Annotated in this window: 10 protein-coding genes; 4 read left to right on the top strand and 6 right to left on the bottom strand. The window is 71.2% G+C overall.

From position 1 onward, the window contains the following. Positions 1-1,044: serine hydrolase domain-containing protein (locus FNH04_RS11600; RefSeq protein ID WP_152783132.1), on the top strand; the 1,044-nt coding region annotated here is incomplete at its 5' end. 133 nt (positions 1,045-1,177) lie between these two features. On the opposite strand, the gene FNH04_RS11605 is transcribed toward FNH04_RS11600, so the two are convergent. The 4 genes from FNH04_RS11605 to FNH04_RS11620 form a co-directional block, all read right to left on the bottom strand. After that, positions 1,178-2,461: a phosphatase PAP2 family protein gene (locus FNH04_RS11605; protein ID WP_152783173.1), complete on the bottom strand. Its 1,284-nt coding sequence runs from the start codon at positions 2,459-2,461 to the stop codon at positions 1,178-1,180. Positions 2,462-2,727: 266 nt separating this feature from the next. Further along, the gene (locus tag FNH04_RS11610; RefSeq protein ID WP_152783134.1) at positions 2,728-3,621 is read right to left on the bottom strand and encodes an amidohydrolase family protein; all 894 of its coding nucleotides are present in this window, start codon (positions 3,619-3,621) and stop codon (positions 2,728-2,730) included. Positions 3,622-3,863: 242 nt separating this feature from the next. Next, complete coding sequence (locus tag FNH04_RS11615) at positions 3,864-5,492, bottom strand: VWA domain-containing protein (RefSeq protein ID WP_152783136.1); 1,629 nt, start codon at positions 5,490-5,492, stop codon at positions 3,864-3,866. A gap of 18 nt (positions 5,493-5,510) precedes the next feature. Further along, on the bottom strand, positions 5,511-6,710 hold the full coding sequence (locus tag FNH04_RS11620; RefSeq protein ID WP_152783138.1) for an AAA family ATPase: 1,200 nt from the start codon (positions 6,708-6,710) through the stop codon (positions 5,511-5,513). A gap of 127 nt (positions 6,711-6,837) precedes the next feature. On the opposite strand from FNH04_RS11620, the gene FNH04_RS11625 reads away from it, so the two are divergent. Beyond that, positions 6,838-7,047, top strand: coding sequence for a hypothetical protein (locus tag FNH04_RS11625; protein WP_152783140.1), 210 nt, complete (start codon positions 6,838-6,840; stop codon positions 7,045-7,047). 92 nt (positions 7,048-7,139) lie between these two features. Next, positions 7,140-7,364 (top strand): hypervirulence associated TUDOR domain-containing protein, encoded by a 225-nt coding sequence (locus FNH04_RS11630; RefSeq protein WP_322722931.1) that lies wholly within the window; start codon positions 7,140-7,142, stop codon positions 7,362-7,364. A gap of 150 nt (positions 7,365-7,514) precedes the next feature. Here the strand turns inward: FNH04_RS11630 and FNH04_RS11635 are convergent, their stop codons facing one another. Together FNH04_RS11635 and FNH04_RS11640 are read right to left on the bottom strand one after the other, a co-directional pair. Then, positions 7,515-9,116 carry a serine/threonine-protein kinase gene (locus tag FNH04_RS11635; RefSeq protein WP_152783144.1) on the bottom strand — a complete coding sequence of 534 codons (1,602 nt, stop codon included), beginning with the start codon at positions 9,114-9,116 and terminating at the stop codon, positions 7,515-7,517. Between the two features lie 208 nt (positions 9,117-9,324). Then, positions 9,325-10,257, bottom strand: coding sequence for an aminoglycoside phosphotransferase family protein (locus FNH04_RS11640; protein ID WP_322722932.1), 933 nt, complete (start codon positions 10,255-10,257; stop codon positions 9,325-9,327). 339 nt (positions 10,258-10,596) lie between these two features. Here FNH04_RS11640 and FNH04_RS11645 point away from each other — a divergent pair, with 339 nt between their 5' ends. Continuing rightward, positions 10,597-11,616: a LacI family DNA-binding transcriptional regulator gene (locus FNH04_RS11645; RefSeq protein WP_152783146.1), complete on the top strand. Its 1,020-nt coding sequence runs from the start codon at positions 10,597-10,599 to the stop codon at positions 11,614-11,616. Positions 11,617-11,824: the final 208 nt, after the last annotated feature.

The following is an 11,824-nucleotide window of genomic DNA, read 5'->3' on the forward strand; positions in this document are numbered from 1 at the left end:
CATCCCGCCCTGGAGGCCGCCATCGCGGGCCTGCCGACGGCGGACGCGACGGCCGCGCTGGTGCGGGTCGGGGGCACCGAGGGCGTCTGGCAGGGCAGCTCGGGCGTGCACGACCTGAAGACCGACCGGCCGGCCGATCCGTCCGCCCGTTTCCGCGCCGGTTCCGTGACCAAGGTCTTCACGGCGGCGGTCGTACTGCAACTGGCCGCCGAGGGCAGACTGGACCTGGACCGCGGTGCCCGCTCGTACCTGCCGGAACTGATCCCGGCGTCGTACGGGGGCGTCACCGTCCGGCAGCTGCTCAACCACACGCACGGCATCCCGGCCCCCGACTTCCCCGGGACCACGGTCGAGGAGTGGTACGAGAACCGCTTCCGGATCCACGACCCCGAGGACATGGTCCGCTCGGCGACGTCGAAGCGACGGGAGTTCGCGCCGGGCGAGAAGCAGCACTACCTCAACATCGGCTACACGATCGCCGGTCTGCTGATCGAGCGCGTCACGGGCGACTCGTACGAACACCAGGTCGCCCGCCGGATCCTGAAGCCGCTCGGGCTGCACGACACGTACCTCCCCGGGACGAACCCGCGCATCATCGGCCCGCACAACCACGGCTACCAGACGATGCGGCTGGACGACGGGACGACCGTCCTGCGCGACGTCTCCGTGTGGGGGACGACGGACGGCTGGGCGGCCGGCGACATCGTCTCGACCACCGCGGACCTCGAGCGATTCACGAAGGCCCTGTTCCGGGGCCGGGTCGTGCGCGGCCCTCTGCTGGAAGAGATGTTCACGCTGCCGAAGGTGACGGACTTCAGGAGCGGCGACCCGGCCGCGTACTCCGTCGGCCTCTCGATGAAGAAGCTGGGCGGCCGCGAGGTGTGGGGCAAGACGGGCGGCCGCTGGGGCTACAACGCGGCCATCGCCTCCACCCGCGACGGTTCCCGCACCCTGGTCTACAGCGTCAACTCCACGGACGCCAAGGGCCAGGACATGAACGAGGTGGCAATGAACATCCTGGTGGCGGCGTACGGCAGGCCCTAGCCGTGCTGTCCGGGGACGTCGGTGACGGGAGACACGCCCTGAGCGGTCCTGGGGAGAGGTGAGGGCCTCCCGGGTGCCGGTCGCACATGTCGCCCTCCACACCGAGACCAGCAGGCCCTCACCTCTTTCCGGCTCAGACCAGTTCGGCTTGCGGTTCCGGTTGCCGCGCCGGTGCGGCCTTCGGTTCCCACAGTTCGGCGGTCCGTGCGTAGCCGTAAACCACCGAGGCCATCGCCAGGATGAGAAGTGGTCCAGCCACCCACGGGCGTCCGGCCATCTCCATCGGCAGATAGCGATACGACACCAGGAGCGCGACGAAGACCGTTGTGCCGTAGGTGACCAGCTGGATTCCCGACCGGCCCCAGCCACGATCGAGCGAGCGCAGCGCTGCCTCGATCGTGACCGCGAACACCACGCCGGCAACGAGATCCACGCCGTAGTGGTAGCCGAATCCCAGCGTCGCGCCGAGCGTGGCGGTCAGCCAGAACGCGCCCGCGTATCGCAGAGATCGTGGGCCTTTGCGGGAATGAATGAAGATCGCGGTGGCCCACGCCGTGTGCAGGCTGGGCATGCAGTTCCGTGGGGTGATCTCGTCGAACGGCATCGGGTGCGGGGCACTGATCGGCGGCGGCGTCTCGGGCCACAGGTTGGCCATCGCCCAGTGCCCTCCGTCGGCGCCGTAGGCGAAGACCGGTCCGACCACCGGGAAGATCATGTAGATGCCCGGGCCGAGGAGGCCGATCACCAGAAACGTACGCACCAGATGATGGCTCGGGAAGCGGCGCTCGACCGCCACGTTCCGCAGCTGGTACAGCGCGACGACGACCGCGCCCACCGCGAGCTGAATGTAGACCCAGTCGAGAACGTGGGTGCCGATCGGACCGGAGGCCCTGACGATCCGGCCCACCAGCCACGCCGGGTTGCCCAGCGCGTGATCGGCCGTCGCCAGGTACGGGTCGAGGACCGCCGGGCGGGTCTTCGACGTGATGAGCAGCCAGGCGTCGCCCGTCTTGCGGCCGGTCACCAGCAGCAGGCCCAGCCCGACGCCCTTCAGCAGCAGGACGCGTTCCCGGCCGGTGCGGCGCGTGACGGCGATGAACGCACAGCCCAGGATCACCCACAACGCACCGTTGCCGAAGGGGTGGCCGTCGGTCGTCCTGGCGTCGACCGCCCACCGCACCAGAAGGAAGACGACGTCGATACCGACCGCGACACCAGCCGCGATGAACCGCTGCCGCCAGGTGAGCACCACCATCGTCAACGCCATACTGGCGTACAACAGCGGCCCCGATTTGGGAGCGAACACCACCTCCCGCACCTGGTTGGTGATCGGCCCCGGCAGTCCGTAGTGACGCGCGGCGATCTCCAGCGCGATGACGAACCCGAGGGCCGCCACACCCGCCGTGGCCCACAGCATCGCCCGTGAATGACGCCATCCGGCGAACGTGGTTCTGCTTTTTATTCGCGCGAACACCCGCGATGCTATAGATATCAATTTTTAGCCGATTTTCAGATGTTAGTTAAATAGGTCACTTCTTGCGCTGAATAGCATGGTTTTCCGGTGGAGGGACGTCGATGAGGGAGATCATCGTGAGTTCGAACATGTTATCGGAGCGGTGCGGCTGAGTTCCGCTGGTCACGGGGTTGCGAAGGTCGGTCGATCCCGTGCTCTGATCCGTGTCCTCACAGCCCGAACAGCCCTGCCGCGTTGTCGTGGCACACCGCCCGCAGCCACTCCTCCCCGAGGCCCAGCCGCTCCAGGGCGTGCAGCTGGTGCGTGTACGGATAGGGGATGTTGGGGAAGTCGGAGCCGAGCAGGACGCGGTCGCCGAGCCCGGCCAGTCGGGGCAGGGCGCGGCGGGGGAACGGCATGAACCCCTCGGTGAAGTCGGTGAACGCCATCGTCGTGTCCAGCCGCACCTCGTCGTACCGCTCGGCGAGGCCGAGAAACTCCTCGTACTCGGGCATCCCCAGATGCGCGACGACCAGCCGCAGCCGGGGGTGCCGCGCCAGCACCCGCGCGATCGGTTCGGGGCCGGTGTGCTTGCCGGGCGCGGGCCCGGAGCCGCAGTGGATCACTATGGGGACACGGGCCTCGGCCAGCAACCCCCAGGCCTGCTCCAGGAGTTCGTCGGCCGGGTCGTACGCCCCCACCTGCACATGCGCCTTGAAGACCCGCGCGCCCGCCTCGACGGCCTCCCGGACGTACGCCTCGACGCCCGGCTCGGGGTAGAGGGTGGCGGTGTGCAGACAGTCGGGGGTACGGCGGGCGAAGTCGGCCGCCCAGCCGTTCAGCCAACGGGCCATGCCGGGCTTGTGCGGGTAGAGCATCGCGGTGAACGCCCGTACGCCGAACTCCCGGAGCAGCGCCGCCCGTTCCGCCTCCTCCTGCCGGTAGGTGATCGGCCACTCGAGTCCACCGGTCAGCGGTCCGAGCGCGTCGAAGTAGTCCCAGACCTTGCGCAGGACACGCTCGGGCATGAAGTGCGTGTGGACGTCGACCAGCCCGGGAAGACCGAGCCGCCCCCAGAAACGGCGGACCTCACCGGCCTCCTCACTCGACGGCAGGTCACTCATGGCCCCTCGCGATCCCGTGGCCGCGCTCCGCCTCGGCGACCCGGCACAGCACGGGAGGCCATGGGCGGGAGGCGGGTTCGGCGGCACCGGCGGGGTCGACAGGTGTCATGCGGTGATCGTTCATGTCGCCCACGATCGGCCCTGGTGAGGTGACGGGTCCACTCCCTTGCACAAGGGATCCGTGAGGGATCCGTCACCTGTCCCTCCGGCTGTGGTGGACCGCCCGCCCCGGAGAGGCCGGGTCAGATCACGCGGAAGAGGTCGGCGGCGGCGTGGACGTCGGTGAGGTCCTCGATGGAGCGGAGGTTGTCGCACAGGGCGTCCAGGACCGAGTCGGCCTCACCGACCCGTGGGGCGCCGATGGCGATGCCGAAGACGCGGAAGCCCAGCCGGTGCTTGGCGTCGTTCCAGCCGCGCATCCATTCCTCGGTGACGCCGCAGTCGTCGTCGGTGAGCATCACGATGTCACCGCGCCTGCGGGCGGCGTCGTTGAACTCCTCCTCCAGCAGTTCGCGGGCCGCTGTCAGCGGCCTCTGGTAGCTGGTGCCGCCACCGAGGAAGGTCTCCGCGAAGTAGAGGACCCGGTCGATGCCGGCGGGCTCGCCGGCCGGGAAGCGGAAGACCTGGAGCTTGTCGGCGGCGGAGAACAGGATGCCCACGAAGTCACGCCCCGCATGACGGGCCTGATCCAGCAGTGCCAGGGCGCACGCCTTGGCCCACGCCTCCCGGGTGACCCCGCCGGGCCCTGCCTCGTACATGGAGTGCGAGGTGTCGACGCACGCGATGATGGCGCCCTGGCCGGTGGTCTGCTCTCCCTGGCTGTCGTAGAGCATCAGCTCCCCGGCGGCGTAGCGCGCGGCGAACACCGCACGCAGCTCGGGCAGGCCGAGGTTGCTCAGCTCGGAGGGGATGACGCGGGACAGGTCATCGCCGAGCGTGACGCCGACCAGCTCCCCAGTGGTGTTCTCCACCTTGCGGGCGCGCTCACCGCCGGCCATCTGCCGGAAGCGGCCGATCAGCTCGGCCCACTCCGCGAGACGGCCGGTGCGCAGCCGCTCGGCGAGCCGGGCGCGCTGGTCGTACGGCATCCGCTGCAGCTCGCCGGGACCTACGCCCCACGCCCGCATCAGCGCGGCCTCCTCCCGCACGGTCCCGGCGGCCTTCGCCACCGCGTTCCGCGCGGCGGCACGGATGCCGGGGGCCGCCGCCGTGAGGACCTCGTCGGCACCCTGGACGGCCTGCCGCGCGGCGGACTCGGCGGCGTCGGCGGCCTCGATCGCCTGCTGTACGGCGGCGGCGGCCGGGGCCGGCACCGTGCCGGCCCCGTCGGACCAGTCCGCCTCGTCGGCGGCCTGATGGAGCGCCTCGCCCACGGCGGCCGCCGCGCCGTCGGCGTCCTGCCGGGCCCTCTTCGCCTGCTCGGCCTGTTCCTGGGCATCCCGGGAGTGCTCCAGCATCCGGCGCAGCGCGGCGGCCTGGGCCAGTACGGCCATGGCGGCGGCGTAGGGGTCGCCGGCCGTCTCCCGGTGCAGCTCGGTGAACTCCGGTGACTCCACCAACGAGGTGATGACCTGGTGGTTGACCAGCCGGGACGGGGTCATCTCCGCGCGCTCGCGCAACCGCGGTCCGACCTTGTAGGCGGCCAGGAACACATCGGTCAGGAGGTCGGCGGTGTGGCCGTGGCGCTGGTTCAGCTCCTCGGCCAGATCACGCAGTCCGGCCGACTGCTCGTAGGTGTCGCGCCATGCGATCCGGTCGAACCGGTCCGCGACCACGGCCCCGGTGTGCCGCTCGGAAACGGCGGTGGACCGGCTCAGCCACGTACCGGCCCGGCTCGCCAGCTCGTCGAGCCTGCTCGGTGTCTCACCCATGGTCCTGATCCCCCGGGTTCAAAGCTGGGCCTGCACCATGCTCGCGTCCATGCCGAGGGCCTCGGTGAGAACGCGGGCACGGACGGCGCGCCGACGGCCGGCGATTCGGTCGATGGCGGCGGTGGAGCGGCCGGCGCCCGCCGCATCCTCGCGCAGCTTCTCCAGCCGCTTCCCCGCCATGGCGAGCTTGTTGTGGGCATTCTTGATGACCCACTCGCTCAGCGCCTCGCGGGACTGCCCGGCCATGGCGTCGAGCTGGGCCTCCAGCTCGTCGATGGTGTCGGCCAGGTCGAGCGCCTCCTTGGCGTCGGGGTTGACCAGGTGCAGCACCTCACGCTCGACGGTCGGGCGTTCGGAGGGGGAGTCCCACAGCACGTGAGTCAGCACCGACAGGTCGGCCTCGGCGACCGCCGGGCGTCCGTCGAGGTACGCGGACGCCTGGAGCAGGCCCACCGCCTGCCGCCAGCGGCGGTCGGAGGCGACGAGTTCCTTGCGGCGCAGGGCGGCCCGCAGCGTGCACACCGCGTCCACGATCGCGTCGGGGACGTCCACGGCCGGGACGGCTTCGGTCACGGCGTGCCGCAGCGCGGCCAGCTCGATGGTGGTCCGTGTCGGTGCCGCCGGGCGGCTGACCGCGGAGCGGACCAGGGCGGCGAAGTTCGAGGGATCTTCCAGGTACCCGACCTCGATCCGCACCAGCAGCCGGTCGTAGATGGCGGCCGAATCCTCTCCGACGGGCAGTTCGTTGCTCGCTGTGATGGCCCCGATCAGGGGGCAGCGGATCGGCTCGCCGCCGTTCTCGGGGTGGTAGATCCGCTCGTTGAGGTAACCCAGTGTCTCGTTCAGCGCCGCCGTGGAGCACTTGAAGATCTCGTCGATGAACGCGACATGCGCGGTGGTGGCACGGCCGTCGTAGACCTGGCGGTACTCGCCCCGGGCCAGCGCGGCGACGTCGATGGGACCGAACATCCTCGTCGGCGCGGTGAACTTCGACAGGAGGATCTCCCAGTAGGACGCCCCCTCGATCCTGCCCGTGAGCTCCCTGGCCATCTCGGACTTCGCCGTTCCGGGCGGGCCGAGCACTAACGAGTGCTGTCCGGCCAGCAGCGTCACGACCAGCGTCCGCACCACGTCGTCCCGCTCGTAGAAACGGTCCGACAGCTCGTCACTGATCGCCCGCAGTCTCCTGGCCGTGTCCTGCGCGTCCGGTGTGCTCATGTTCAACTCCTTGCCTGTGACGCCCTGTTGGGATGACGAGGCAGCCTCGGCGGCGTCGTACGACGGAGCCGACCGACGTCGGCAAACCTTGTTGCGATGGATGTGCTGATCGGCTTCGATCAGCACCATGACCGATGGTGCCGCAGTCGACGTCGCCGACGACCAGATCCTCGCCAAGCAGATCATCCGCGGCCTTCAGACGCTGCGTGAGCACCTCGGTTGCTCGCTCCATGAGGCCCTGGACGTTTTCGCTGCCCGGTACGAGGTGCTGAGGGCGGAGCGTCCGAATGACTTCGCGTGCGGCCCTGATCAGTACTGGGTCGGCTTCTACTCCTGAGGATGCGCTCGCCGTCGACGGGGCTTGCCTTGGCGGCGTGCGTTTCCGCACGGTTGCCCTGGAACTCGCGAGGTGAGCGACGGAGGTGCCTCGTGTCCGGAAAGCAGCAACCGCGCAAGGGCGACCGAGTGTCGTGGAAGAGCCACGGGGCCGAAACCACGGGCGAGGTCGAGAAGAAGATCACCGAGAGGACCGAGGCGGCCGGACGTACCGTCGACGCCTCCGACCAGGACCCGCAGTACCAGGTCCGCAGCGAGAAGTCCGGGCGCAGGGCCGTACACAAGCCGCAGGCGCTCCGCAGGAAGAAGGACGGGTGACGGGCACGCGCGGGACCGGAGCACCGTAGGGGACGGGACGGCTGCGAAGCCGTCGGCCACATCCGGCGCCACCTCGCCCAGCGGCCGTCAGGAGGCACCGCCCGCGGCGGGTGGCGCCACTCGCTCCGCTGATGAGGGGGGACGACCGCGCTAGCCCGCCCGCCAGACCGTCATGTCCGCGGTCACGAAGCCGATGTCCGGCAGCGCGGTCGACTTCACCTGGATCACGAGCAGCGCGATGTCTCCGGAGGGGTGCTTGACACAGATCTCGCTGCCGGCCGCCGCCGCGGCCAGCGGGAGGTCGCGGTCCTTGGCTCCGGTGAGGGCGGTACGGCACGAGTCGAAGGTGGCGCCCGGCTTGCCGTACAGCATGGTGATCACGCTGGTGTCGCTCTCCAGCGCGCAGCCGGCCTCCTCGCAGACGAAGCGGATGTCCCCCTTGCGGTCCTTGCGCCTGACCGGCTCCTTGATGCCCAGTGAGTTCTTCGCGTCCAGCCACTGGAGGGGGTACGCGACGGCTTGCGGCGCCCCGGGCGCGGTCGAGGAGGAGCGCGACGCATCTGGTGTCCGGCCATCAGCCCCTGAGGCCGGTGTGGATGCCGACGAGGACGTCGACGACCGTCCGGACGCTGTCGGTCCGGGCGTCGAGGATGTGGCCGTGTCCCGGTCGCGGAGCCGTTCCGCCACGTCCAGGACCGTCCACACCAGGCCCGTCAGCAGCGCGCCCGCCGTCACGGCGGCGGCCGTGATCAGCGCGGGGCGTCTCCGGCGGGCCCGCCGCTCGTCCGGCGCCGCCGCCTGCCGCGGCAGCGTGGGCAACGGCAGGGTGTGCACCGGGACGGGATCGGGGACCGGAGACGGAACCGTCACCTCCGGCCCCGTGACCTCCTGCCAGACGGCCGGCCCCGCGCCCGCGTCGGCGTCCGGGCCCAGTCGCTGCCGGCACCACTCGACGATCTCGGCAGGGGTGGCCCGCTCCTCCGGACGGGCTGCCAGGCACCGGGCGAGCAGTGGACGGAGCTGCGGGGGCAGAGGGGACAGGTCGGGTTCCGAGTGCACGATCCGGTACAGCACGCCGGCCGGAGGACCGTCCCCGTACAGCGGCTCGCCCAGCGCCGCGAACGCCGCTGTCTGGCCGAGCGCGAAGACATCGGTCGCCGCGGTGACCTCACCCGCGGACGCCTGCTCGGGAGCCATGAACTGGGGCGTGCCCACGGTGGCGCCAGTGGCTGTGTGCGAGGTGATGTCAGCGGCCAGCGAGATACCGAAGTCGATCACCCGCGGCCCGTCGGCGGCCAGCAGCACGTTCGACGGCTTCAGGTCCCGGTGCACGATTCCCGCACCGTGGATGGCCTGCAGCGCCTCGGCGACACCGGCCATCAGCCATAACACCGCCTGCTCCGGCAGCGGACCGCGCCGGGCGACGGCCTCCGACAGGGAGGGCCCGGGCACGTACAGCGTGGCCAGCCAGGGCGGTACCCCGTCCGCGTCGGCGTCGATCAGCTCGGCGGTGTACGCGCCCCGGACCCGTCGGGCCGCCCTTATCTCCCGGCCGAACCGCCGCCGGAAGTCCGGGTCGTCGGCCAGCTCCGGCCGTACCACCTTGATCGCCACCGGCCGGCCACCCTGCGTGTGCGACAGGTAGACCCGGCCCATGCCTCCCGCGCCGAGCCGGGCCGCGAGGCGGTATCCGGCCACCAGGGGCGGATCGTCCGCCTGCAGTGGCTGGAACGCCTCAGTCGCGTGGTGCATCGGTCCTTGCCCCCTGGTCCTGTGATCCCCCGAGCCGATGAGCCGGCCAACGGCAGCAGCCTAAAGGTTGTCCTGGACCTGATCATTCGGATCAGAACCTGGCAGGCCCCTGCCGGTCTCCTGGGGCGGGAGGCGCTGCTCCCCGGTCGGGGTTGTGAACGGTCCGGTGGCTCCCGTCACCGCCCGCCCCGGCCGGCGGGATCACGACCTACCGGCGTTCGGTGAGCAACTCGGCCAAGTGGTCGACGAATTCGGTGAGCCGGTCCAGCCGTGGTCCGCCGCGGGCGATGCGGAACCCGTGGCGGCGAGCCCAGAACGCGGCCTGGACGGCATGGAACTGGGCCCAGCGCCGGGCACGTTCGCGATCGACCTCCGCGGCCTCGGCGAAGACGTCCAGAACGCGATGGACCGCCTTGCGCAGGTCGTCCGCCCCGAGGAGCGTCAACGCGCGCGACTTGAGCAGCGTGCCGCCGTCGTAGGCGGGGTCGCCCGCGTATCCCTTGGGGTCGACGGCCAGCCAGGGCTCTCGATCGGCGCGCAGGATGTTCCTGGCGTGGAGGTCGCCGTGGACGAGGGTGTCCGGCTGGACGCGGCCCAGCTCCCGGACGGTCGCCACGGCGGCGTCCACCACGTGGCACGGCAGTGCGTGCGTCAGCTCCCCGGCGTCCTCGCGCAGCTGCTCCTCCCAGGCATCGGCCCGCTCCCTCAGCCGGGGCAGACCCGGCGGTGCGGGGACGGCCAGCCGGCGGCCGATCCGCCCCGCGACCGTCACCACCTCGTCGCCGTCCTCGACCTCGGCCAGGGTCGACGTCCGGACCCGTTCGAGCAGCATCGCGAACCGCTGGTCGTCACGCCCGTACAGCAGGACCGCTCCACGCCCGCCCCACGCCGCGAAGGCGTCCGGCTCGTGGACGTTGCCGGGGTGCGGAAACGACACCTTCAGCACGGCGGCGCCCTCGCCCCGCCGCCGCACCGGGACGACGATCCCGACGCCCCCGTGCGTGACCTCCCCGTCCGGCACGCACTCCCAGCGCCCCAGCAGCTCCTCCACGATCCCGGCCAGTTCACCGAGCCACGCCGCCCCGGCCTCCCCTTCGCGCTCGACGGTGCTCCGCGCGAACGCCTCCGGTACCTCGATCACCCGGGCACCCTACGCGCCGGCCGACCGACCGCCGCCGGCATCACCGGGTCCAGCGATCGGTGGACGCGAGCGCATAGCGCGTCGCAGCGCCCGGCACCCACAGCGCGACGACGGCCGACTACCGGATCGGGGAGGCCGGCCGGGCGGAGGCGACGGCAGCCGAGGGGGCCTGGAACGCAGGGCCACCGAGCAGGTGCTGATCTCCGCCCGGACAGGGGGTGTCGTGGGCGACGCAGTCACGATATGAGCGCATGTTACCGATGCCATGCCTAACAAGGTTCGCTAGGATCGGGGGACGGCCACGGCATACGGGGGCGTAGGCCGCGGGAGAGGAGCGCCATGACCGAGGGCACCGCGAGGCCGAAACAGCCGAGCATGGCCGACGTGGCCCGGACCGCCGGGGTGTCGGCGCAGACCGTCTCGCGCGCGCTCCGCGACTCGCCCAACGTCAACCCCGAGACCAGAAGGCGCGTGCTCGCCGCCGTGGAACAGGTCGGCTACCGGTTCAACAGCGCCGCCCGGGCGCTCTCCTCCGGGCGCAGCCACACCATCGGGCTCGTGCTGCTGGCGTCCGGCGGGTACTACTCGCGCTCGGCGGTGACCGCCGGTGTCGAGGCGGCCGCCGGCGAGGCCGGGTACGCGGTGAACATCGCGACCATCGCCGCGCTCGACACCGGCCTGATGGAGCGGGCCCTGTCCAAGCTCGCCGGCCAGGGCGTCGACGGCTTCGTCATCGCCGTACCGCTCATCTCCGTGACCCCGAAGATGGAGGACATCACCCGCGACATCCCGACCGTCACCCTCGACGGCTCACGGACGGCGGGCGCCCGCGTACTCGGGATAGACCAGCGGGAGGCGGGCCGTATCGCCACGCAGCACCTGCTCGACCTGGGGCACCGCCAGGTCTGGCACATCTCCGGGCCCGACGAGTGGATCGAGGCGCGACAGAGACGGCAGGGCTGGCAGGAGTGCCTGGCCGCGGCCGGGATCGAGGCGCCGCCGCCCCTGGAGGGCGACTGGTCGCCCGACTCGGGATACCGGCGGGGGCAGATCATCGCGATGATCCCGGACGTGACCGCGGTCTTCGTCGCCAGCGACGAGATGGCCTTCGGCGTGATCCGCGCCCTGCGCGAGCGCGGGCGGTCGGTGCCCGGCGACGTCTCCATCGTGAGCGTCGACGACATCGCCCTGGCGGCCTACGGCTCTCCGCCGCTGACGACCGTCCGGCAGGACTTCTACCGCTACGGCGCGGCGGCCGTCGCGTTGCTGCTGCGGAGCGACGACGCCGACGTCGACGAGTCCGTCGCCACCGCGACACTGTCGGTACGCGCCTCCACGGCACCGCCGCGTTCCCTCTGAGCCTCGTTCCCTCTGAGCCGCGCTCCCCCGGATCGCGCTCCCCCTGAGAGCCGCGCCCCCGGGTCGCGTTCCCGGGTCGCGTTCCCTCTGAGCCACACGTCGGCCCTTCACGCAAAAGCCTCTTGTGGGCCCCTTGCGCCTGCATGCGCATCGGTGCCACCGTAAGTCTTCATGTTATCGGTGCCACCGTAACAACCAGCGATCCCAG

The organism is Streptomyces phyllanthi (assembly GCF_009377205.1).
GTDB classification, from domain to species: Bacteria; Actinomycetota; Actinomycetes; order Streptomycetales; family Streptomycetaceae; genus Streptomyces; species Streptomyces phyllanthi.

Coding starts and splice junctions, on each gene's coding strand:
- FNH04_RS11610 (WP_152783134.1), bottom strand. CDS start 3,621: ATGAGTGACCTGCCGTCGAGTGAGGAGGCCGGTGAGGTCCGCCGTTTC.
- FNH04_RS11615 (WP_152783136.1), bottom strand. CDS start 5,492: ATGGGTGAGACACCGAGCAGGCTCGACGAGCTGGCGAGCCGGGCCGGT.
- FNH04_RS11635 (WP_152783144.1), bottom strand. CDS start 9,116: ATGCACCACGCGACTGAGGCGTTCCAGCCACTGCAGGCGGACGATCCG.
- FNH04_RS11605 (WP_152783173.1), bottom strand. CDS start 2,461: ATGCTGTGGGCCACGGCGGGTGTGGCGGCCCTCGGGTTCGTCATCGCG.
- FNH04_RS11645 (WP_152783146.1), top strand. CDS start 10,597: ATGACCGAGGGCACCGCGAGGCCGAAACAGCCGAGCATGGCCGACGTG.
- FNH04_RS11620 (WP_152783138.1), bottom strand. CDS start 6,710: ATGAGCACACCGGACGCGCAGGACACGGCCAGGAGACTGCGGGCGATC.
- FNH04_RS11625 (WP_152783140.1), top strand. CDS start 6,838: ATGACCGATGGTGCCGCAGTCGACGTCGCCGACGACCAGATCCTCGCC.